Origin of the sequence: Butyrivibrio sp. FCS014 (assembly GCF_000526935.1) — a bacterium.
Classification (GTDB): domain Bacteria; phylum Bacillota; class Clostridia; order Lachnospirales; family Lachnospiraceae; genus Butyrivibrio.
The window spans coordinates 551,682-573,925 of the sequence record NZ_JAHA01000003.1 but is presented as its reverse complement, the minus strand read 5'-3'; the positions used below and the strand labels follow the sequence as shown (position 1 = coordinate 573,925).

The window sequence follows — 22,244 nt, the reverse complement described above, 5'->3', positions numbered from 1 at the left end:
CTGCAGGAGTAGCGGGCACAAGGTGTACGGAAGATTAACCAAACGGAGGTATCAAAATGAGCGTTGTATCAATGAAACAGTTACTTGAAGCAGGTGTACATTTCGGACACCAGACCAGAAGATGGAACCCTAAAATGGCTCCTTACATCTTCACAGAGAGAAACGGAATCCACATCATCGACCTTCAGAAGTCAGTTGTTAAGGTTGACGAGGCTTACAAGGCAGTATTCGAGATTGCACAGCAGGGTGGAACAATCCTTTTCGTAGGTACCAAGAAGCAGGCTCAGGACGCAGTTAAGACTGAGGCAGAGCGTTGCGGAATGTACTATGTTAACGAGAGATGGCTTGGCGGAATGCTTACAAACTTCAAGACAATCCAGTCAAGAATCGACAGAATGAAGAAGATCGAGAAGATGCAGGAAGACGGAACTTTTGATGTTCTTCCCAAGAAGGAAGTAGCTCAGCTTAAGAAGGAGCTTTCAAAGCTTCAGGCTAACCTTGGCGGAATCAGAGACATGAAGAGAATTCCCGATGCTATCTTTGTAGTAGATCCTAAGAAGGAGAGAATCTGCATCCAGGAGGCTGAGTCACTTGGAATCACTCTTATCGGTATCGGCGACACAAACTGCGATCCCGAGGAGCTTGACTTCATCATCCCCGGTAACGATGATGCTATCAGAGCAGTAAAGCTTATCGTTGGTAAGATGGCAGATGCTGTTATCGAGGCTAACCAGGGTGCTGAGGCTGATGTTGCAGCTGAGCAGTCTGCAGAGGAAGAGGCTACTGCAGAAGAGACAGTTGAGGCTTGATCTGATCTTTTGAATTTAATAAACACAATCTTACGGAGGATAGATAAATGGCTATTACAGCAGCAATGGTTAAAGAGTTACGTGAGTCTACAGGCGCCGGCATGATGGAGTGCAAGAAGGCTCTTACAGAGACTAACGGAGATATGGATGCAGCCGTAGAGTACCTTAGAAAGAACGGTATCATGAAGGCTGAGAAGAAGGCCAGCAGAATCGCTGCAGAGGGTCTTACAAGAATCGCAGTAAAGGATGACAAGACAGCAGCTGTTGTTGAGGTTAACTCAGAGACAGACTTCGTTGCTCAGAACGAGAAGTTCCAGGCATTTGTTGAGGCTGTTGCTAAGCAGGCAGTTGAGTCTGATTCCAAGGATCTTGATTCCTTTATGGCTGAGAAGTGGATCGAGGACGGTTCCAAGACTGTTAACGATGCACTTGTTGAGATCACAGCAGTTATTTCTGAGAAGCTTTCAATCAGACGTTTCGAGAAGGTTGTAGCTGAGAACGGTATCGTAGTTCCTTACGTTCACGGCGGCGGAAGAATCTCAGTTCTTGTTGAGGCTGATACAGATGTTGTAAACGATGAGATCAAGGATGCAGTTAAGAATGTAGCTATGCAGGTTGCAGCTCTTAATCCCAAGTTCATTTCTTCTGAGGATATTTCAGAGGATTACAGAAACCATGAGAAGGAGATCCTCCTTGCTCAGGCTATGAAGGAGAACGAGGAGCTTCCTGAAGGAAAGAGAAAACCTCAGGAGATCATCGAGAAGATGCTTATCGGTCGTCTTAACAAAGAGTTCAAGGAGATCTGCCTCAATGAGCAGGTTTACGTTAAGGCTGAAGATGGTAAGCAGACTGTAGCTCAGTACCTTGCACAGGTTGGCAAGAACAACGGCGCAAATATTAAGATCAAGAAGATCGTTCGTTTCGAGACCGGTGAGGGTATCGAGAAGAAGAACGAGAACTTTGCTGAGGAAGTTGCTAAGCAGGCTGGTACACTTAAATAATATCTGATTTTAATCGGAGCCTCGGGACTATCCCGGGGCTCCATTTTTTGTAATAAAAAACATCCATTATTTATGTATTTTGTCGGTTTAATTTTAGAGGCAAATAGCATATACTTGTATATGGTGTGTTCAGGAAAGACCGAACATACAAGATGTATGAAAAAAGGGTGGGTGATCTTAGTTGGAAGCAAATGTCACTATCAAGGGGACCAAGTCAGGGATAATTCTGGTCTTGGATCCGTCTGTTCCTTTCAATGATCTCAAACAGAAGGTTGCGGAGAAATTCGCGGAAGCATCTTCTTTTCTTGGCAAACATGATATGGGACTTATATTTAGAGGAAGGTTCCTGTCAGATGTGGAAGCCGATGAGATAGTTAGGATCATTGAGGATAATTCCAATCTTCACATAATCTGTATTATTGATGAGCAGTCTGAGAAGGAGGAACTTATCAGGCTTGGAGTACTTCGCAGTAACGGAGAACTTCCGGATGCTCCGAAAGCTTCACAGGATAACGACCTTGCTGACGGAGATGCTGTTATTTACAGAGGCAATTTGCGATCCGGTCAGGATTTTAAGAGCGACAAGAGCATTATAGTTCTAGGAGATGTTAAACCGGGAGGAAATGTTGTCTCCAAGGGCAGTATATTTATTCTCGGAGAGCTGAGAGGTAATGCCTTTGCCGGATGTGAAGGCGACAACGATTCAGTCATAATGGCACTTAAGCTTGCTCCTATTCAGGTCAGGATCGGGGATGCAATCGCGATATCTCCTGATGCTGAAAAGGGTGCCAGGATCAAAACCAAGAAGAAATTCCTTGGAAACGATAAGATGGCAGAAGTAGCTTATATAGAGAATGGTCATATTGTTAAGACATCGTATGACACTTCATTTTTAAGAAGATTTTACAGTATTTAAACGGAGGAAAGTATGGGAGAAGTAATAGTTATCACATCAGGTAAGGGCGGAGTTGGTAAAACCACAACAACGGCCAATATCGGTACCGGCCTTGCCAAATTAAACAAAAAAGTAGTTCTTATTGATACGGATATAGGCCTTAGAAACCTTGACGTTGTTATGGGTCTTGAGAACCGTATCGTCTACAACATCGTTGATGTTATCGAGGAGAACTGTAAATTAAGACAGGCTCTTATTAAAGACAAGAGATATGACACACTGTTTCTTTTGCCTGCTGCTCAGACCAGGGACAAGACCAGCGTAACACCTGAGCAGATGAAGAAACTTACAGAGGAACTTAAGGAAGAGTTTGACTACATCATTCTCGACTGTCCTGCAGGAATCGAGCAGGGCTTCCTTAATGCCATTGCAGGTGCTGACAGAGCAATTGTTGTAACTACACCTGAAGTATCTGCAGTACGTGATGCTGACAGGATCATCGGTCTTCTTGAGGCGAAAGAGATCAAGAATCACCAGCTTATTGTAAACAGACTTCGTCCTGACCTCATCAAGAGAGGCGACATGATGTCTGCAGACGACGTTGTGGAGATTCTGGCTGTTGAACTCATTGGTCAGGTTCCCGATGATGAGAACATTGTCATTGCCACCAATAACGGTGAGCCGCTGGTTGGAGATAATTCCCTTGCCGGACAGGCTTACATGAATATTTGCCGCAGAGTTACCGGTGAGAACGTTCCTTTCCTGGATCTTGAAGCCAGAAAGGGACTGTTTGGCTGGCTCTCAAGGAAGAGATAAGGAGAATTGAATTATGAAAATATCTGATATTTTTAAGAGAAAATCCTCCAGCGATGTGGCCAAAGACAGACTTAAACTGGTCCTTGTATCTGACAGAGCAACATGTTCACCTGATATCATGCAGAAGATCCGCAGCGATATCATAGAAGTTCTGTCCAAATATGCAGAGATCGATATGGATAATATAGATATCAATATTACCCAGATGGACACTGAGGATAATACGGGTAAGACTGTTCCTGCACTTTATGCAAATATACCTATCAAGAACATGAATCATACTTCTAAGTGATTATGGATAATAAGATAATGGGTCTTTCCTCTGAAAAAGCCAAAGAGCTTTATAATCAGGGAAAGGGCAATGTACAAATTGAAAATATCGGTAAGACCAACGGTCAGATCATTAAAGAGAACATCTTCACATACTTTAACCTGATCTTTCTTATCATGGCTATATTGCTTATCATATCCGGCGCTTTTAATTCGCTGACTTTTTTGCCTGTTATCATATGTAATGCGCTGATCGGAATATTTCAGGGGATAAGAGCCAAGAAGATACTTGATGATCTTAAGGTCCTGAATCAGTCTACCGTTACTGCGATACGTGACGGTAAGGAGAAGATAGTTGCGATAGATAAGCTTGTTCTCGGGGATGTGATAGTTCTTTCTGCGGGAAGTCAGATCTGTGCCGATGCAGAGGTCATTAGCGGTGAAGTTAACGTCAATGAGGCGCTTCTTACCGGTGAAGCTGATGAGATTGTAAAGACAGCCGGTTCATCACTTATGTCCGGAAGCTTTGTTGTGTCCGGAAAATGTCTTGCAAGGCTCACAAAGGTGGGACATGAGTCATATATTTCCCAGCTTATGTTAAGAGCCAAGAAGATGCCTTCTTCTGAACAGAGTGAAATGGTTAAATCCATTAACAGGATTGTAGCCTTTGCCGGACTTATCATTATTCCTATCGGAATCTGCCTTTTTGTACAAAGCTTTTATATCCAGGGTAATTCTTTTTCCGAGAGTGTTCCTTCAATGGTGGCAGCCGTTATCGGAATGATCCCGGAGGGATTATATCTTTTACTTAGTATTACTCTCGGACTTAGTACCATAAGACTGGCAAGGCAGAGGGTTATGCTTCACGATATGAGAAGTATTGAAGCTCTTGCCAGAGTTGATACCATATGCGTCGACAAGACAGGTACCATAACCGATAACAGCATGCTTGTAGCCGATGCTGTACTGCCGGACGGAACCAAGGACGGGGAGGAATTCCCGAGAGTGGTGGATATTGTTGCGGAATATATTAGCTGTATCCCTGATGAGAATATCACCATGAGAGCTCTTGAAGACTATTTCCCCTTAAGGAGCAGCCTTGGAAGCGTTTCTTTCCATCCCTTCACATCCAAGTACAAGTACAGTTCTGTACAGTTTAAGAATGCTACATATGTCCTGGGCGCGCCGGAATATGTTCTTACGGACAAATATCCTGCGTATAAGGAGATAATAGACAGTTATGCTGCAAAGGGACTGAGAGTCCTTTGCTTTGCAAGATATTTCGGAGGAGCTGACGGAACGCAGGCAGTGGAGGCCACTTCCGAAAGTACTTCGATTCCTGCACCGGAAGGGTACCTTGACGGGGCCAATACGGTTCCCATGATGTTTATCCTTTTGCAGAACCCGATCAGAGAATCAGCACTCGAAACCTTTGCATTTTTCAAAAAGCAGAATGTTAATGTTAAGGTTATATCCGGTGATAATGCTCTGACAGTATCGGAAGTTGCTAAAAATGCAGGAATTGATAATGCCGACAGGTATGTTGATGCGACAACTCTGATGGATGAGGATATTCCCCATGCTGTCAGGAAGTATACCGTTTTTGGAAGAGTGACACCGGATCAGAAGCAGAAGATTGTAAGAGCCCTTAAGGCAGATGGACATACCGTTGCCATGACGGGAGACGGTGTTAACGATATACTGGCCATGAAGGATGCTGACTGCTCCATAGCAATGGCTGCCGGTTCCGAAGCTGCAGTTCAGGCTGCCCAGGTAGTTCTTATGGACAGCGACTTTTCCAAGATGCCGATGATAGTGGCAGAGGGCAGAAGGAATATCAATAATATAGAAAGAACTGCGACTCTGTTCCTGGTAAAGAACATTTTCTCGCTGCTTTTAGCTTTGTTCTCCATTATCAATGTGGTAACATATCCTTTGCAGCCGTCACAGATAACCATGATAAGTCTTTTTAACATTGGAATTCCCGGATTCTTCCTTGCGATGGAGCCCAATAACAAGAGGATAGAAGGACATTTCCTTGTTAAGGTGCTTCTAAAGGCCATGCCCGCAGCTCTGACGGATTTCCTGGCTATTGCAGCCCTGGTTATTTTTGGCAATACCTTTGGAGTGAAGGCATCCGATGTTTCAGTTGCCGCCACCTTCCTTCTTGCAATAGTGGGATTCATTATCCTTGCCAATATCTGTATGCCTCTTAACAAATACAGGTTGAGAGTAATACTTGGATGCGTTGTTGGTATCGTGGTTGCAGCATTTATTTTTAATGATCTTTTTTCTATATCATATGTTTCGATTGAATGTGTTATGTTGTTTGTGCTGTTTGCAATAGCGACAGAACCGTTTATGAGATACTTAACTATGCTGTTTAGCTATATCGAAAGTAGATTTCAGATAGAATTAACTAAAAAAGGTTAAAAAATTAATTGTGCGCATTCGCAAATTTGTGATATAATTAAATAGTATAAAATTTATTCTTGGGAGTTTTACATGAGTGCAAAAGAGGAAAAATACGAAACTTTAAAACTTGGGAATCAGCTTTGCTTCCCGCTTTATGCTTGTTCAAAGGAGATCATCAGAAAGTATAAGCCATATCTTGATGAGATTGATCTGACTTATACCCAGTATATTACTATGATGGTGCTTTGGGAGCAGAAGTCACTCAATGTAAAAACCTTAGGGGAGAAACTGTACCTTGATTCAGGTACACTTACTCCTGTCCTTAAAAAGCTTGAATCCAAGGGCTATATAACAAGAGAGAGATCCAATGAGGATGAGCGTAATCTTCTGGTTACCATCACCGAAGAGGGAGAGCAGCTTAGAGAGCGCGCTCTTTCTATTCCTCCTGCAATGGGCTCATGTGTTAAACTGTCCCCTGAAGAATCAGAGCTTCTCTACAATCTTTTATATAAGATTATTGGAAATGTAAGATAATCTTTATTGCTTTTTTCAACTTATAGAAATATAATGATAATCGGTCATTTGTGCGTTTTATTTTCTTTTTGTCTTAACAAGTCAAAAAATTAACAAAAACGCACATTCTTTATGGAGGTTTTTATGAGTTCTGAGAACCATGAACATCACCATCACCATGACCCTGAACATATGAAGGCTATCTCGAACAGGCTTTCCAGAGCAATCGGCCACCTTGAATCAGTAAAGAGGATGGTGGAAGACGATAAGGACTGTACCGAGGTGCTTATTCAGCTTGCCGCCGTGCGCTCTGCAATCAACAATTGCGGCAAGGAAATTCTTAAGGAACACATGAGCCATTGTATAGTTCATGCAGTTCAGGACGGTGATGAGAAGGCCATCATTGAACTCAATGAGGCCGTCGACAAATTTATGAAAAACTCATAGTCTGAAAGGACTTTGAGAATATGTGAAAGGGGCGAAATACCTTGATTCCAATTCTAAATGTAGTCAATTTCTTAATTCTCTTTCCCTTTATCATGGCAATTGTAATAGGGCTTCTCAAAAAGGCAAGTCCTCTCAGAAGTGCTGTTATCATGATCGGTGGATTTACCATTATGATAGCCGCTATTTATGTTGCCGTGACGGTAATTACTTCCGGGGACACATCACAGTTTGTGTACCTTGAGGAAACACATCTTCCCGATACCTTTGTTATGGCCGGTGAAGTATTCCTTATGTGCGTTGTATGTTTCCTCAGCATTAAGTACAAAAAATACTATGCAATTCTGTTTTCTCTTGCAGGAACCCTTCCTGTACTCTGGATGGATCTTACAGGCAGAGTAGTAGAAGGCAATACTCACATTAGGATCGATACCCTTGCAGCTGTTATGTATTTGATTGTGGGTATAGTAGGTATCCTTATCTGTATCTACGCTTCAGGTTATATGAAGGATTATCACAACCATCATACTGATGTTCAGGACAGATCAAACTATTTCCTGGCATTGATGTTTGTTTTTCTTGGAGCTATGTTTGGACTTATTTCATCTGATAATCTCGGATGGATCTACTTCTTCTGGGAGATCACCTCAGTTTGTTCATTCCTTATGATCGGATACACCAGAACTCAGGAGGCAGTAGACAATTCCTTCAGAGCTCTCTGGATGAACCTTCTTGGAGGATGCGGTTTTGCTGCAGGCCTTATGATCTGCAATATGAAGTTTGAGATATCAAATTTAAGTGAGCTTACTGTAATGGGATATGCTCCTTATCTTGTACCTGCAACTTTGTTTGCCTTTGCGGCACTTACCAAGAGCGCCCAGTTCCCGTTCTCAAGATGGCTTCTTGGAGCGATGGTTGCACCTACACCATCCAGTGCGCTTCTGCATTCCGCTACTATGGTTAAGATAGGCGTTTATATGCTTATAAGACTGGCACCTGTAATGAAGGATTCTCTTACAGGCGTCATGATTACTGTTATTGGTGGATTTACATTCTTTGCAGCATCTCTTCTTGCTATTACCGTTAGTGACGGAAAGAAAGTTCTGGCTTACTCAACAATATCGAACCTGGGTCTTATTACTGCCTGTGCCGGAACCGGTACAACCGAAGGCGTATGGGCTGCTGTTATGCTGGTTCTTTTCCATGCTGTATCAAAGTCCCTGCTGTTCCAGACTGTTGGTGATATTGAGAACTGCATGCACAGTCGTGATATCGAGGATATGCACGGACTTATCATCAAGCTTCCCAGACTTGCATTTATCATGATCATCGGTATCTGCGGTATGTTCATGGCTCCTTTCGGAATGCTTGTTTCAAAGTGGGCAGCACTTAAGTCCTTTGTAGATTCAGGATCCGTATGGCTTGTTATCTTCCTGGTATTTGGTTCAGGAAGTACGCTTTTCTACTGGGCTAAGTGGCTTGGCAAGATCTGTACCGTAATCCACCAGTCCTTTGAGCTCGAAGATATTACTCCCAGAAGCGAGCTGGTTTCAATCTTCCCGCTTACTTCACTTATAATCATCATGTGCTTTGCTTTCCCCTGGATGTCAGGACATATGATCCAGCCCATTCTTAATGAGGCATTTTACACCAAGATCCCTGATGTTATCGGCGGAAGCGATGTAATCATCATGATGATAATGGTAGCAATGGTATTTATGATCCCTATCGGATCAAGATTCCTTTCTATCGGTAAGAATTCAAAGATGACAATGTCTTACGTTGCGGGTGTTAACGCAGGTGATGACAGACACTATATAGACTCCTTCGGAAAAGAGAGAGCTCTTTATATGTCAAACTGGTATATGGTTGATTATTTTGGAGAACATAAGCTTCTGAAGCCTTGTATCTGGGTATCTGCGATTCTGGTAGCAGTAATGCTTATTGTTGTGGTTGGAGGTGCTTTTTGATGGAAATTAATTTTATAATCAAAGCGCTTTTGTATTTAATATTAGCTCCTTTTATTGGAGGACTGTTATCAGGCACAGACAGACTTTTTGCTGCCCGTATGCAGGGGAGACAGGGCCCGCCTATTATTCAGCCCTTCTATGATGTGATTAAGCTGCTCAACAAGCAGACCACTGTTGTTAACAGTATTCAGGTTCTGTTTGTTACCGGTTATCTTATCATGACCATATTCACCGGCTGCCTTTTCTTTGCCGGCGGAGATATGCTCCTGGTATTTTTCGCTCTGTCCATGTCAGAAGTACTTATGGTAATGGCTGCTTTCTCAACAAACGGTCCTTACAGTATCATGGGTGCGCAGCGTGAGCTGCTTCAGATGATGTGTTACGAGCCTATGACCCTGCTTGTTGCAATCGGTTTCTACTATGCACAGGGAAGTTTCATGGTAAATGATCTTGTAGTTGCTCCTATGCCTGCGATCATCAAGCTTCCCGGTTTCTTTATCGGATTTGTGTTTATCCTGATCATCAAGCTCAGGAAATCACCCTTCGACCTTAGTACATCACACCATATGCATCAGGAGATGGTTAAGGGACTTACAACAGACCTTTCCGGTAACAACCTGGCTTTTGTAGAAATAGCAGAGTGGTACGACACAGTTCTTATGATGGGTATTGTAGGAATGTTCTTTATTACAGCTAACCCCATCAGCAGACTCTGGGCTATTTTAGCCATTGCTGTCGTATTCTTCCTTATAACCCTTGTTGACAATGTATTCCCCCGTGTTAAATACATTACCATGCTCAAGGTTTCCTGGGCTGTGATCCTTGTATTTGCGGGAACAAATCTTTTGATTCTGAATGTACTTAAATAATAATCAGGAAGGGAATATAGATCGATGAATATTGCAAAATCACCATGGGTCTTACATTATGACGGATCCAGTTGTAACGGATGTGATATAGAAGTTCTTGCTACCATGACTCCCATGTATGATGTGGAGAGATTTGGTATTATCAATACCGGTAATCCCAAACATGCTGACGTACTTCTTCTTACCGGAGGAGTAAACGCACAGACTGCACCTGTAATCAGACAGCTCTACAACATGATGCCTGATCCCAAGGTTGTTGTGGCCTGCGGTATCTGCGCATGTGACGGTGGAATTTTCAAGGAGTGTTACAACATCCTGGGCGGCGCCGACAAGGTTGTTCCCGTTGACGTATATGTACCCGGATGCGCCGTAAGGCCTGAGGCTCTTATCGAGGGAGTCGTAAAGGCTGTAGGAATCCTTGAAGAGAAGAGAAAGAAACTCAAAGAGTCCATGAAGGCCGGTTACTGTGCAGTTGATTACAGCAAGATGGCTGTTCATATGACTGCCGATGACTATGATCCTACGGATCAGTATGATGAGGTCCTCACTGAAGAGGCTCTTCGTCAGCAGGCTGAGGAGAAAATCAAGGCAACAGCAAAGCCTGCTCCCAAGCCCGCACCTGCGGCAAATGCAGCAGCACCTGCAGCAAACGCAGCAGCACCTGCAGCACAGGCTTCCAAGACAGCACCTGCGCCCGCAGCAAATTCTGAGAAAGGAGATAAAGCTTAATGAATACAGAGTTTATAAGTGTTAATCCCGAGAGCATTATCGACGAGTCTCAGAAACTTAAATTCGCCGGATATCACCTTATCCAGCAGTGCGCAACCCGAGTTCCCGAGGCATATGAGCTTATCTATTCCTTTGGAAAAGACCTGGAGATGAAGCATCTTAAGATGACTCTTCCTGAGGATCAGGAGATTTCCAGTATCACCAGTATTTATCCCTGCGCATTTATTTACGAGAATGAGATGCATGATCTTTTTGGCGTAAACATTAAGATGATAAATATTGACTTTGAAGGCAAGCTCTATCGCACAGCGATTGAGACACCATTTAAATAATCGGAGGAAATAATGTCTAATAGAAGTGTAATCCCTTTTGGACCCCAGCATCCTGTTCTCCCTGAGCCTATACATCTCGACCTCGTAATGGAGGATGAGAAGGTTGTGGAAGCAATCCCTTCCATCGGCTTTATTCACAGAGGACTTGAGAAGCTGGTTGATAAAAAAGATTTCAACGAAATGGTATATGTGGCAGAGCGTATCTGCGGTATCTGCTCACTTGGCCATGGACTTGGCTATGCTGAGGCTGTTGAGCACATTATGGATATTGAGGTGCCTTCAAGAGCTCAGTATTTAAGAACATTCTGGTCAGAGCTTTCAAGAGTTCATTCACATCTTCTCTGGCTCGGTCTTCTTGCCGACGCTTTTGGATTTGAGTCTCTTTATATGGAATGCTGGAGACTTAGAGAAGAAGCTCTGGATATGTTTGAAGCATCTACCGGAGGCCGCGTTATCTTTTCCGTAATGAAGGTAGGCGGAATCAGACGTAATGTAAGCGATGAAATGCTTAAGGATTTCTATCAGAGGATCAACAAGATGGAAGAGGATCTTAAGACCATTTCAAAGCCTTTCCTTAACGATGCTGCCGTTCAGACAAGACTTCGCGGAGTTGGTATTCTTACAGCAGAGCAGGCAGATGCTCTCGGATGTGCAGGTCCTTTCCTCAGAGCCAGCGGAATTGTCAGAGATATCAGAACAACCGGCTACTGCGCATACGGCGATGTTGATTTTGAACCTATCATTTCTACTGAAGGTGATTCCTACGCCCGTACAGAGTGCCGTATCAAGGAAATCTTCCAGGCCTTTGATATCATGCGCCAGTGTATAGATAAGATGCCTGCCGGAGATATTGATGTTCCTGTTAAGGGCATGCCCAACGGCGAATACGTAATGAGAATAGAGCAGCCCAGAGGTGAAGCTATTTACTACGTAAAGGCAAACGGAACCAAGTTCATAGACAGAATGAGAGTCCGCACCCCTACTTTTGCAAACCTGTCAGGTCTTGTTGAAGTTCTTAAGGGCTGTGATCTTGCTGATGTTCCGATCCTTGTACTTACAATTGATCCATGTATCAGCTGCACTGAGAGATGATCAGTTGGTAATTGATTCGATTTATTTCATAAGAAGGAGATAGATAGAAATGGCAATTGTAAGTTTTAATAAAACAGTTTTACATAATCTCTTTTCAAAGCCCAAGACAAGAAAGGTAGAGAAAGAGTATCCCGAAGGAACAAGAGGCCATGTTGAGAACGATATGGACCTTTGCATCCTCTGCGGTCTTTGCTCAATAAAATGTCCCACTCATGCTATTACCGTGGACAAGAATGAGAAGACCTGGTCAATAAGACCTATGAGCTGTATTCAGTGCAGATGCTGCGTTGATAACTGTCCCAAGAAATCACTTTCAATGGGACTCAGGTTCCAGGAGCCTGGTTCTGAGAAGGTTACCAAGACTTTTAAACAGTCAGAAAAGGCTATTGCAGCCCAGGAAGCACTTATGAAGGCAGCCAAGGAGCGTGCGGCAGCCGCTGCAGCAGCCAAGGCAGCACAGGCTCAGGGCACAGCCCCCGCAGCACAGGCACCGGCAGCAAATCCTGCAGCACAGGCAGCACCTGCTACACCTCAACCTCAGGCTAAGCCGGAAGAGAAAAAAGAGCAGTAAATAATGGTAAAGAAGATTATGGTTAAAGGGGCGGTACAAGGAGTTGGTTATCGCCCCTTTATTGCAGAAGTGGGAACTAAATACGGACTTACAGGCTACGTTAAAAATATTGGCGCAGCTGTTGAGATAAAAGTTACCGGCAAGGATGAAGATATTCTTCTGTTTATTCATCATTTAAATTGTGATAAGCCTGAGGGAGCTTTTATTTTGTCTATAAACTTTTATGATGTTCCCGAGGACCCTTCAGAACTTTCCTCCTTCAATGGCGTGGAGATTGTTGAAAGCAGTACTATGGACATGGTCGGAGACATACCTGTTTTTCTTCCGGACATAGGCATCTGCAATTATTGTATGAAGGAAATGCTGGATAAAAACAACCGCAGATACAGGCATCCGCTTATAAGCTGCGCTGTCTGCGGCCCGAGGATAAGTATTTTAAACAGACTTCCCTATGACAGGGAAAATACCACCATGAAGGATTTTGCCCTGTGCCCTGAGTGCAAACGTGAATATACCAAGGGGAGAAGGTGGTATGCACAGACAATTTCCTGCTGTGATTGCGGTCCCAAATGGGGATTTGTTCAAAGAACAGAGGATAATACATATATTGAATACGAGTATGATGAAGGTATCAAAAAAGCTGCTGAAGTTGTTAACGGCGGTGGGATTATCGGTTTTAAAGGTGTCTCCGGATATCAGATAATATGTAAGCCTACAGAGGAAGCTGCAGAAAGACTTAGGAAGATTAAGGGAAGAGAGAATAAACCCTTTGCCATAATGTATCCCACCATTTATGATATCGAGGAAGATGCAGATGTAAATTCTTCTGAAAAGTCAGTTCTTGAGTCTTCGGCAAGACCTATTGTTCTTCTTAAAAAAATAAGAGAATTTCCGGAGGCTGTTGTCAAGAACAGCGATTATATAGGCGCTTTCCTCCCGTCTTCGGGAGCACACAGATTACTTCTTGATTTAACAGGGCCTTTGATCGTTACTAGCTGCAATATATCAGATTCCCCCATAATAATTGATGATGATGAGTTTGCCGAGAAGTTTCAGCACCTTTTGGATGGGCATTATTACTATAACAGGCAGATAAAGATACCTCAGGATGATTCTGTTTTATTTGTTATTGAGAGATATCAAGATTCGCCATGTGATCAGTTTATCAGAAGATCAAGAGGTTATTTCCCGCTGCCCATTCAAACATTCTATCCCCGGGTAAAAGAGGAACTCATAGATCCTGACAACCTTGACCCTTATATAAAAAAGCTGATCGATCTCAGTATAGATACTATTCTGGCTCTTGGCGGGGATCTTAAGGCTTGTCCCGCAATAGCCTGCGGTAACAAGACGATGTTGTCACAACACATCGGTGATCTTGAAAATGAAGAGACATTCCGGCTATATAAACAGACAATAGATTATTTTGAGAAGGTGTTTTTAAAAAAGCCAACTGTTATAGTTGGAGACCTTCATCCCGGTTATCATTCCACTTCCTACGGGAAAAGAAAAAGTGAAAATGAGAACATTCCTTTTATCGGATTACAGCATCATTTTGCTCATATTTATTCCGTTATGGCTGAGAAAGGTTTGTTAAGAACTCTTGGCGTTTCTTTTGACGGAACAGGATATGGAACCGATGGAAATATATGGGGCGGTGAATTTATCTATTGTGATGGCACCAAAACTAAGAGACTTGGGCATCTGGAGTATATTAAGCTTGTTGGAGGAGATAAGGCATCCAAGGATGCAAAATCCGTTGCAAGATGTTATATTCATGAGTGTGTAAAAAGAGGCTATATTTCCAGGGAAGATGCAGCTATCCCGCTTAAGGGCGAGACAGTAGCGGAAATGGAACTTATAAACTCAGCTCTTGATAATGACATAAATACCTTCGAAACTTCCAGTATGGGAAGGCTGTTTGATGCTGCCTGCGCCCTTTTGGGAATAGCGAATTACAACGATTATGAAGGTAAGTGTGCAATTATGCTGGAGCAGGAAGCCGCTAAGTATATAAGAGAGAATAACATTGATTTTGAAGGTGATGATGGATTGGGAACGGAACTCTATTACGATAAGGATTCCTTTGAAGTTGATTCTGTCAATGTATTTTCAACTTTATTCACATTAAGAAAAACCGGCCGGTATTCGATTTCGAAATTGGCATACCGATTTCACAGAACTGTATTAGATATGATACGGATTGGATGCAGGAGAATGAAAGATGTTACCGGTATTCACAAAGTATGCCTTTCGGGAGGATGCTTTAATAACAGGATTATTTTAGAGAAATCCATTGATGTTCTTAGAGATGAGGGCTTAGAGGCTTACTGGAATCAGTTGGTCCCTCTGGGAGATGGCGGTATTTCTTTGGGACAGGCATATTACGGTCTTTTAAAGACAAACGAATCAGGATTCAGAAATGAAATGAACACCAGGGAGAATTGATATGTGTGTAGCAATACCCGGAAAAGTCATAGGGCTTGAAGGAACAGAAGCCAGCGTAGATTTTAGCGGCAATATAGTAAAGGCCCAGGCAGGCCTTGTCAATGTAAAAATAGGAGACAGAGTTCTTGTTCATGCAGGTTGTATCATTCAGACCATGGATGAAGATATGGCCAATGAAATTGAAGAACTTTTCAGAGAGATTGAGGATCTTGGCTGATAATGAGTGTTACAGATCTGAAAGATATAGTAAAAGAACTAAAAGAATATGACGGCGAGGAAGTAAGGCTTATGGAGGTCTGCGGTACCCATACAGCAGCCATCTCTGAAAACGGCATTCCTTCGATGCTTTCTCCAAAGATCAAACTTATTTCCGGCCCCGGATGTCCTGTTTGCGTAACAGTCACGGCTGTGATAGACAGGCTTGTTGAGCTGTCTCTTTTGCCTGGGACAACGGTACTTACATTTGGAGATCTTATAAGGGTTAAGGGTTCTAAAATGTCACTGGCGGATGCCAAGGCTGAGGGCGCCTCGGTTAAGATGGTATACTCACCCATGGAATCCGTTGCGCTTGCCAAGGAAGATCCTGATACACAGTATGTTTTTGCGGCTATCGGCTTTGAGACAACAACTCCCGTATACGCGCTTCTTGTAGAGGAGGCCATAAAGGAAGGCATTAAAAATCTGAAGCTTCTGACCTCACTTAAAACCATGCCTGAGGTTATCAGATGGGTTATGGCAAACGGAGGCGGAATAGACGGCTTTATTGCACCGGGACATGTTAGCGCAGTTACCGGAGGAGCCCTTTTCAAAGACCTTGCCAACGAGCTGCAGATTCCCTTTGTAGTATCAGGATTTGAGGGAAAAGAGCTGATTTTTACAATCTACTCCCTTGTTAAACTGAAAGGAACATCCGGCTATAAAAACCTCTATAAGAATGTAGTAACAGAAGAGGGAAATATCAAGGCAAAAGAGCTGGTGGATAAATACTTTGAGGTTTCTGACGCCTCATGGCGCGGCATGGGTAAGATACCGGGCTCGGGAATGGTACTTAGAAAAGAGTACAGAGATTTCGATGCCGGAAGCATTGGACTTGACGAGGATCACATGCCTGCAGGGTGCTGCTGTGACAAGGTTCTGGTTGGCAAATTACAGCCTAATCAGTGCCCACTGTTCGGAAAGAGCTGCACTCCCGACAATGCCCACGGCGCCTGCATGGTTTCCACTGAAGGCAGCTGCTACAACTACTTTATTTCCGGAAGAAGGTAATATAGATGAAGATTACAATGGCTCACGGAAGCGGCGGAGAATCCACTTCCAGGCTTATAGAGCAGGTTTTTTCCAAACATTTTCATAACGAGTATCTCTCAAAACTTGAAGACTCGGCAGTTCTGCCGGGAGCCGGAAGAATTGCCTTTACCACAGACAGTTTCGTGGTGACACCGGTTCTTTTCCCCGGAGGAGATATCGGAAGGCTGTCGGTTTGCGGAACAGTCAATGATCTTCTTATGAGCGGCGCAAAGCCCATGTATATAACCTGTGGCTGCATACTCGAGGAAGGCCTTGATATCGATATTCTGGATAAGGTCATTGCATCAATGGCAAAGACGGCAGAGGAAGCTGGTGTTAAGGTGGTTACCGGAGACACCAAAGTTATCGAGAATAAGGGCGGTGAGCCCGGACTTATCATAAATACATCAGGAGTTGGTTTTATACCGGAGGACCTTGTTACTCCCGGACCTTCAAAGCTTGAAGACGGTGATGTTATCATAGTTTCGGGAAATCTCGGGGATCACCATGCGGCCATTCTTGGCACAAGAATGGGGATTGAGACTAGTATAGTTTCAGATAACGCGCCTCTTAATGAGATGGTTTCAAATCTCTACAAGGAAGGTGTAAGAGTTCACGCCATGAGAGACGTAACAAGAGGTGGTCTTGGAACCGTGCTCAATGAGTTCGGTGCTGCTTCGGGCTGCGAGATAGAACTTGTGGAATCTGATATCCCCGTATCCAATGCGGTGAAGGATTTTTGCGGTATCCTTGGACTTGACCCCATCTATATGGGAAATGAAGGAAAAATGGTGCTGTCAGTACCGAAAGATGACGCAGATAAGGCACTTTTAGCCATCAGAAGCTCCAAATACGGCGAAAATGCTGCAATTATCGGCAGTGTCAAGAAGAAGGAGAATAATGCCGATAATACTAATGTGTCAGTACTGACTGACATCGGCGGCAAAAGAGTGGTTGGTCTTATGTACGGAGAAGGACTTCCACGTATCTGTTAGTTATGGTAAAATATCTAAACAGGTTGTTTTCGGACTTATAAAAGGGATAAACATGGAATTCAGACGTATTAATAAAGACACTGTAACATGCATCATTACTGAAGATGACATGTTTGAACAGGGTATTAAATTAGAGGATCTATTTGAAAAGAAAAAAGAGGCAATGGATTTTCTTCACGATGTGATGAAGAAGGCCGAGGAAGAGGTTGATTACAAGCCCACCGGTGCATTTATGCCGATGCAGATCACCGTACTTCCTGATCATTCCATTTCTCTTACACTTTCTGAGAATGCCGGAGCTTCATTCGGAGAGATTCTTAAGAACCTCACAGAGAAGGCCGGAATCAAGATTCCCAAGAAGGTACTTGAGGATATCGGAGAGTCGGTTGATGAGGAACGTATCAACAGGCTCCATGAGTATTTGAAGAGCATCAATGAGAAGATATCCGACACGGTTGGAGATATTCTTGAGGATAGCGGACTTAATAAGAACCGCAAAGGCAAAGACGGCAAGCCTTCCGCTAATAACAATGAAGCTTTGGAAAGCGCAGCAAGAAAAGCAGGTAAGATCTCCACAGGCGCATCCAAGAAGCGCTCTTTGGATGACAACAGGAAGAAGAGGGACCAGGAGAGACTTAAGTTCCATGAGTATGTCTTTTCCTTTGGCGATCTGCAGACAGTTATGGCTTTCTGCAATAAGGCTCCCAAATTCCTGAAGATCAAAAGCTGCCTTTACAAGAATGAAGCTGACGGACTGTATTATCTGGATCTTAAGAGAGAGAACGAAGATCCCAAACTCTTTGCTGCATTGTTTACAATGGCATATGAATTCGGACATTTTCAGGCCAGTAACCCACATGTAATCGCCCATATCACTGAAAGCTTCGACTGTATCATCAAGGACAACGCCATCGAAGCTCTTGCAGCTCTCTAACAGGTGAGGAAGGTCATATATAGGAACGGCATGAGACAAGGCCGTTCCTTTTTTAGTATGAGACAGGCAGAAATAAATGCGAACCGGCATAAAGATAAACAGGAAAAATGAGACTGAATAAATATATAGCCTCCTGCGGTGTATGCTCCAGGAGGGAAGCCGACAAGTTAATAGAAAGCGGACGCATCACGGTAAATGGTGAAGCTCCCGCCATGGGGCTGGACGTTCTTGACAGCGACATAGTATGCCTTGACGGAAAAGAGATATCGCCAAAAAAGCAGCATGAATATATTGCTTATTACAAGCCTGTTGGTGTAGTCTGTACCGAAAGGGATGTACATGCAAAAAGAACTGTCATAGAAGATCTTGGGCTCGATGAGCGTGTTACCTACGCCGGAAGGCTTGATAAGGACTCGGAAGGGCTTCTTATAATGACCGATGACGGAGACCTTATCCAGGCCATGATGAAGGGCTCCAAAGGTCATGAGAAAGAGTACCGGGTCACTGTGGACAAGGATATAGATGATGAGTTTATCCGCAAAATGTCCGGGGGACTGTATCTTAAGGAGCTTGACAGAACTACACGGCCCTGCACTGTGAAAAGGACCGGCGACAGATCTTTTGACATAGTACTGACCCAGGGGCTTAACAGACAGATAAGGCGAATGTGCGACAGCCTTGGCTATAAGGTCATAACTTTAAAAAGAATAAGGGTCATGTCCATAAAGCTGTCGGATTTGAACCTTAAACCGGGCAGTTTCGTCCGTTTAAACGAAGAGCAGATAAATATGCTCTTTGAAGAAACAGGGCTTAAAAACAGATGATTTGGGGGATTTTGATATAATGGCATCTGAAGAGATCAGAAAAGAGTATGAAAGTCTGTGCAAGGAGATCAGGCATCACATGGATCTGTATTACAACCAGGACGAGCCTGAGATTTCCGATTATGAATACGATCAGTTAATGCAAAGACTTAAGGTTATTGAGAAGGAGAATCCCGATCTTGTTACAGCGGATTCACCAAGCCGCATCGTGGGGGGAGTCGCCAAAAGAGAGGCCGGAGTCAAGGTCACTCACAATGTTCCCATGCTTTCAATTGAAGATGTTTTTAACACGGAGGATGTTACCGACTGGATCAACAAGGTCCATGAAAGGCATCCCGATGCGCTTTTTTCCGTTGAGCAGAAGATCGACGGACTTTCCATGTCCTTAAGATATCAAAGACAGGAGGATGGGAAACTTCATCTTACCCTTGCGGAGACCAGAGGTGACGGCCTTATCGGCGAGGATGTGACCGCAAATGCCCTTGTTATCCCGGATGTGAAGCAGGTTCTTGATCTTCCCTACGAGAGTCTCGAGCTTCGAGGTGAAGTTTACATGTCCCACGAAGCCTTTGAGAGCTTTAACGAAGAGCAGGAGAAATTGGGAAAAAAGCTTGCGGCTAATCCCAGAAACCTGGCTGCCGGTACTTTGCGCCAGCTGGATCCCGAGATCACAAGAAAGCGCGGCCTTAAGATGTTTGTCTTTAATGTTCAGGACGGACCGGATGAGATCAAGGCAGAGCATTGCAAAGGAATGGATATCCTTGAAAAAGCCGGTGTTGCAACTGTATTTCACAGACAGTGCAGGGATGCCGCAGAAGTCCTTAAGACCATAGAAGATATAGGAAACATGAGGCAGGACCTTGAGTTTGACCTGGACGGAGCAGTCATTAAGGTTGACAATACAGCCTGGAGAGATGATTTCCCTGCAGGCAGCAAATATTCCAGCGGACATATAGCTTACAAGTATCCCCCTGAGGAACGAATCGTTGTAATGGATGAGATCATGGTGGATGTGGGAAGAACAGGAAAACTTACGTTTACCGGAAGCTTCCATGACAGAGAGACCGGGAAACCCGCAAGACTCTGCGGAACCAGTGTTTCCAGGGCAACTCTTCACAACCAGGACTATATCAATGAAATGAAGATTGGTATAGGCGGAGAGTATAAGCTGTTTAAGAGCGGAGAGATCATCCCGAAGCTCAACGGATGCGTAAAAGAACCTGAGATGATCTACAAGGCTCCTGACAAGTGTCCGGTTTGCGGAGGCCATCTTGTACGGGAGGAAGATACGGCTGATATCAGATGCATCAATCCCACCTGTCCTGCGCAGGTTGTGAGAACAATTGCATACTTTACTTCAAGAGATGCAATGAATATCATGGGACTTGGTGATACACTTGTAGAAGCATTGGTAAAAGAAGGGTATCTTTCAAATTACGCTGATATCTATCATCTTAGGGATCACAGAGATGAACTGATAGAAAAAGGTATCATCGGCAAGGAAAAGAATACGGACAAGCTTCTTGGGGAGATTGAGAAGTCCAAGTCCAACGACCCTGTAAGACTCCTTACAGGACTTGCCATAAGAAATGTCGGAAAGTCCACAGCCCGTGAGATCATGAAGCATTTTGACGATATGATGGATCTTACGAAGGTTACCAGGGATGGATTTTTGCAGATTCCCGATATAGGAGAGACCACAGCCGGTGATCTTTACGAGTTTTTCCATGATGAAAATAATCTTAAGATCCTTGGCGTCATGCAGGAACTGGGGCTTAACATGAAAGCGGTAAAAGATGCTGATGCATCCGATAAGCTTTCGGGAATGACCGTCGTAGTAACGGGAACTTTACCTACTCTTGGAAGAAAAGAGGCAGAGGAACTTATAGTTAAGAACGGCGGTAAAGCTTCGGGAAGCGTATCCAAGAAGACATCAATGGTGCTGGCGGGAGAAGCTGCGGGAAGCAAGCTGACAAAAGCCCAGGAACTTGGGATCAGGATCATCGATGAAGCAGACTTTCTTAATATGATAAACAGCTGAGGGGAGATACTAAAATGCCGATCAAAGTAAAGAATGACCTTCCCGTAAGGGACATACTTGAAAAAGAGAATATATTCGTTGTGGATGAAAACAGGGCGATGCATCAGGATATCAGATCCCTTCAGATCTGTATCTTAAATCTTATGCCCCTTAAAGAGGATACGGAGCTTCAGCTTCTTCGCTCACTGTCCAATACTCCGCTGCAGATTGATGTTTCCTTCATGCAGATGAGTACCCATCATCATGCAAATACATCGCCGAACCATCTGAACAGGTTTTATCACACCTTTGATGAGCTCAAGGACAATACTTACGATGGCCTTATCATAACCGGAGCACCGGTTGAACAGCTTCCCTTTGAGGAGGTTGACTATTGGGATGAGCTCTGCAGGGTATTTGAGTGGTCCAAGGTAAATGTAACCTCAACATTTCATATCTGTTGGGGTGCTCAGGCCGGTATTTATTACCACTACGGAATAGATAAAGAGCCTCTGGAGACCAAGAGATTCGGAATATATCAGCACAGGGTGATGAACAGAAAGGTGCCTCTTGTCCGCGGGTTTGATGACATTTTCATGATGCCTCATTCAAGACACACCGAGACTCCTTCCGAGAAGATACATGAGTGCGAAGACCTGGTGGTTTTGGCTGAATCCAAGATAGCCGGAATCTTCCTTTGCATGAACAAGTCCGGAAGCCAGATCTTTGTAATGGGACACGCGGAATACGACAGACTTACACTTGATAGCGAATACAGAAGGGATCTGTCAAAGGGACTTCGCATCGATATGCCCATTAACTATTATCCCGAGAATAATCCTGACAATAAGCCTGATCTGGTATGGAGAAGCCACGCCAATAACCTGTATTCAAACTGGCTTAACTATTATGTATACCAGAACACGCCTTATAAATGGGGACAGATCCTGGATGAGGAAAAGAGAACTCTTGCAAGAAAGGATCTTACTCAGAAAATAGTGCAGTAACAA

22 protein-coding genes are annotated in these 22,244 nt (G+C 43.7%); all 22 read left to right on the top strand.

The genetic code is table 11. The features are described 5' to 3' along the window. The first annotated feature begins 56 nt into the window (after positions 1–56). Positions 57–809, top strand: coding sequence for a 30S ribosomal protein S2 (gene rpsB, locus T456_RS0102760; protein WP_024864830.1), 753 nt, complete (start codon positions 57–59; stop codon positions 807–809). Positions 810–856: 47 nt separating this feature from the next. Then, positions 857–1,810: a translation elongation factor Ts gene (gene tsf, locus T456_RS0102755; protein ID WP_024864829.1), complete on the top strand. Its 954-nt coding sequence runs from the start codon at positions 857–859 to the stop codon at positions 1,808–1,810. Between the two features lie 181 nt (positions 1,811–1,991). Further along, on the top strand, positions 1,992–2,726 hold the full coding sequence (locus tag T456_RS0102750; protein ID WP_024864828.1) for a septum site-determining protein MinC: 735 nt from the start codon (positions 1,992–1,994) through the stop codon (positions 2,724–2,726). Between the two features lie 12 nt (positions 2,727–2,738). After that, positions 2,739–3,521: a septum site-determining protein MinD gene (gene minD, locus T456_RS0102745; RefSeq protein WP_024864827.1), complete on the top strand. Its 783-nt coding sequence runs from the start codon at positions 2,739–2,741 to the stop codon at positions 3,519–3,521. Between the two features lie 13 nt (positions 3,522–3,534). After that, entirely contained in the window at positions 3,535–3,813 is a 279-nt protein-coding gene (gene minE / locus T456_RS0102740; protein ID WP_024864826.1) for a cell division topological specificity factor MinE, read from the top strand. Between the two features lie 2 nt (positions 3,814–3,815). Continuing rightward, positions 3,816–6,224 carry an HAD-IC family P-type ATPase gene (locus T456_RS0102735; protein WP_035800974.1) on the top strand — a complete coding sequence of 803 codons (2,409 nt, stop codon included), beginning with the start codon at positions 3,816–3,818 and terminating at the stop codon, positions 6,222–6,224. A 72-nt stretch (positions 6,225–6,296) separates the two neighbouring features. Further along, complete coding sequence (locus T456_RS0102730; protein ID WP_024864824.1) at positions 6,297–6,740, top strand: MarR family winged helix-turn-helix transcriptional regulator; 444 nt, start codon at positions 6,297–6,299, stop codon at positions 6,738–6,740. A 123-nt stretch (positions 6,741–6,863) separates the two neighbouring features. Next, positions 6,864–7,166 carry a metal-sensing transcriptional repressor gene (locus T456_RS0102725; protein WP_024864823.1) on the top strand — a complete coding sequence of 101 codons (303 nt, stop codon included), beginning with the start codon at positions 6,864–6,866 and terminating at the stop codon, positions 7,164–7,166. A 149-nt stretch (positions 7,167–7,315) separates the two neighbouring features. Continuing rightward, positions 7,316–9,133, top strand: coding sequence for an NADH-quinone oxidoreductase subunit 5 family protein (locus tag T456_RS0102720; RefSeq protein ID WP_242835840.1), 1,818 nt, complete (start codon positions 7,316–7,318; stop codon positions 9,131–9,133). Continuing rightward, a complete protein-coding gene (locus tag T456_RS0102715; protein ID WP_035800972.1) occupies positions 9,133–10,002 on the top strand; it encodes a respiratory chain complex I subunit 1 family protein in 870 nt (289 codons plus the stop codon). Before T456_RS0102720 ends, T456_RS0102715 begins: the two co-directional genes overlap by 1 nt. Before the next feature lie 24 nt (positions 10,003–10,026). Then, positions 10,027–10,731 (top strand): NADH-quinone oxidoreductase subunit B family protein, encoded by a 705-nt coding sequence (locus T456_RS23555; protein WP_024864820.1) that lies wholly within the window; start codon positions 10,027–10,029, stop codon positions 10,729–10,731. After that, the gene (locus T456_RS0102705; RefSeq protein ID WP_024864819.1) at positions 10,731–11,063 is read left to right on the top strand and encodes an NADH-quinone oxidoreductase subunit C; all 333 of its coding nucleotides are present in this window, start codon (positions 10,731–10,733) and stop codon (positions 11,061–11,063) included. The genes T456_RS23555 and T456_RS0102705 overlap by 1 nt, the downstream gene beginning before the upstream one ends. Before the next feature lie 12 nt (positions 11,064–11,075). Beyond that, on the top strand, positions 11,076–12,155 hold the full coding sequence (locus T456_RS0102700; protein ID WP_024864818.1) for a hydrogenase large subunit: 1,080 nt from the start codon (positions 11,076–11,078) through the stop codon (positions 12,153–12,155). A gap of 49 nt (positions 12,156–12,204) precedes the next feature. After that, on the top strand, positions 12,205–12,726 hold the full coding sequence (locus T456_RS18975) for a 4Fe-4S binding protein (RefSeq protein WP_024864817.1): 522 nt from the start codon (positions 12,205–12,207) through the stop codon (positions 12,724–12,726). Positions 12,727–12,729: 3 nt separating this feature from the next. Continuing rightward, positions 12,730–15,174 carry a carbamoyltransferase HypF gene (gene hypF / locus T456_RS0102690; RefSeq protein ID WP_024864816.1) on the top strand — a complete coding sequence of 815 codons (2,445 nt, stop codon included), beginning with the start codon at positions 12,730–12,732 and terminating at the stop codon, positions 15,172–15,174. A 1-nt stretch (position 15,175) separates the two neighbouring features. Continuing rightward, a complete protein-coding gene (locus T456_RS0102685) occupies positions 15,176–15,391 on the top strand; it encodes a HypC/HybG/HupF family hydrogenase formation chaperone (RefSeq protein ID WP_024864815.1) in 216 nt (71 codons plus the stop codon). 2 nt (positions 15,392–15,393) lie between these two features. Continuing rightward, a complete protein-coding gene (hypD, locus tag T456_RS0102680) occupies positions 15,394–16,440 on the top strand; it encodes a hydrogenase formation protein HypD (RefSeq protein WP_035800968.1) in 1,047 nt (348 codons plus the stop codon). Positions 16,441–16,445: 5 nt separating this feature from the next. Next, positions 16,446–17,456: a hydrogenase expression/formation protein HypE gene (gene hypE / locus T456_RS0102675; RefSeq protein ID WP_024864813.1), complete on the top strand. Its 1,011-nt coding sequence runs from the start codon at positions 16,446–16,448 to the stop codon at positions 17,454–17,456. Positions 17,457–17,508: 52 nt separating this feature from the next. After that, positions 17,509–18,390: an adaptor protein MecA gene (locus tag T456_RS0102670; protein ID WP_024864812.1), complete on the top strand. Its 882-nt coding sequence runs from the start codon at positions 17,509–17,511 to the stop codon at positions 18,388–18,390. A gap of 107 nt (positions 18,391–18,497) precedes the next feature. Beyond that, a complete protein-coding gene (locus T456_RS0102665) occupies positions 18,498–19,214 on the top strand; it encodes a pseudouridine synthase (RefSeq protein ID WP_024864811.1) in 717 nt (238 codons plus the stop codon). Between the two features lie 19 nt (positions 19,215–19,233). After that, positions 19,234–21,255 (top strand): NAD-dependent DNA ligase LigA, encoded by a 2,022-nt coding sequence (gene ligA / locus T456_RS0102660; RefSeq protein WP_024864810.1) that lies wholly within the window; start codon positions 19,234–19,236, stop codon positions 21,253–21,255. A 14-nt stretch (positions 21,256–21,269) separates the two neighbouring features. Further along, entirely contained in the window at positions 21,270–22,241 is a 972-nt protein-coding gene (metA, locus tag T456_RS0102655; RefSeq protein WP_024864809.1) for a homoserine O-acetyltransferase MetA, read from the top strand. The last annotated feature ends 3 nt before the right edge of the window (positions 22,242–22,244 follow it).

Excerpts from the sequence above, each read along its gene's own strand:
- T456_RS18975 (WP_024864817.1), top strand. The coding sequence starts at position 12,205 with ATGGCAATTGTAAGTTTTAATAAAACAGTTTTACATAATCTCTTTTCA.
- T456_RS23555 (WP_024864820.1), top strand. The coding sequence starts at position 10,027 with ATGAATATTGCAAAATCACCATGGGTCTTACATTATGACGGATCCAGT.
- T456_RS0102730 (WP_024864824.1), top strand. The coding sequence starts at position 6,297 with ATGAGTGCAAAAGAGGAAAAATACGAAACTTTAAAACTTGGGAATCAG.
- T456_RS0102720 (WP_242835840.1), top strand. The coding sequence starts at position 7,316 with ATGATCGGTGGATTTACCATTATGATAGCCGCTATTTATGTTGCCGTG.
- T456_RS0102665 (WP_024864811.1), top strand. The coding sequence starts at position 18,498 with ATGAGACTGAATAAATATATAGCCTCCTGCGGTGTATGCTCCAGGAGG.
- T456_RS0102735 (WP_035800974.1), top strand. The coding sequence starts at position 3,816 with ATGGATAATAAGATAATGGGTCTTTCCTCTGAAAAAGCCAAAGAGCTT.
- rpsB (WP_024864830.1), top strand. The coding sequence starts at position 57 with ATGAGCGTTGTATCAATGAAACAGTTACTTGAAGCAGGTGTACATTTC.
- minD (WP_024864827.1), top strand. The coding sequence starts at position 2,739 with ATGGGAGAAGTAATAGTTATCACATCAGGTAAGGGCGGAGTTGGTAAA.
- T456_RS0102725 (WP_024864823.1), top strand. The coding sequence starts at position 6,864 with ATGAGTTCTGAGAACCATGAACATCACCATCACCATGACCCTGAACAT.
- minE (WP_024864826.1), top strand. The coding sequence starts at position 3,535 with ATGAAAATATCTGATATTTTTAAGAGAAAATCCTCCAGCGATGTGGCC.
- hypE (WP_024864813.1), top strand. The coding sequence starts at position 16,446 with ATGAAGATTACAATGGCTCACGGAAGCGGCGGAGAATCCACTTCCAGG.
- ligA (WP_024864810.1), top strand. The coding sequence starts at position 19,234 with ATGGCATCTGAAGAGATCAGAAAAGAGTATGAAAGTCTGTGCAAGGAG.
- T456_RS0102700 (WP_024864818.1), top strand. The coding sequence starts at position 11,076 with ATGTCTAATAGAAGTGTAATCCCTTTTGGACCCCAGCATCCTGTTCTC.
- tsf (WP_024864829.1), top strand. The coding sequence starts at position 857 with ATGGCTATTACAGCAGCAATGGTTAAAGAGTTACGTGAGTCTACAGGC.
- hypD (WP_035800968.1), top strand. The coding sequence starts at position 15,394 with ATGAGTGTTACAGATCTGAAAGATATAGTAAAAGAACTAAAAGAATAT.
- T456_RS0102685 (WP_024864815.1), top strand. The coding sequence starts at position 15,176 with ATGTGTGTAGCAATACCCGGAAAAGTCATAGGGCTTGAAGGAACAGAA.
- metA (WP_024864809.1), top strand. The coding sequence starts at position 21,270 with ATGCCGATCAAAGTAAAGAATGACCTTCCCGTAAGGGACATACTTGAA.
- hypF (WP_024864816.1), top strand. The coding sequence starts at position 12,730 with ATGGTAAAGAAGATTATGGTTAAAGGGGCGGTACAAGGAGTTGGTTAT.
- T456_RS0102670 (WP_024864812.1), top strand. The coding sequence starts at position 17,509 with ATGGAATTCAGACGTATTAATAAAGACACTGTAACATGCATCATTACT.
- T456_RS0102705 (WP_024864819.1), top strand. The coding sequence starts at position 10,731 with ATGAATACAGAGTTTATAAGTGTTAATCCCGAGAGCATTATCGACGAG.
- T456_RS0102715 (WP_035800972.1), top strand. The coding sequence starts at position 9,133 with ATGGAAATTAATTTTATAATCAAAGCGCTTTTGTATTTAATATTAGCT.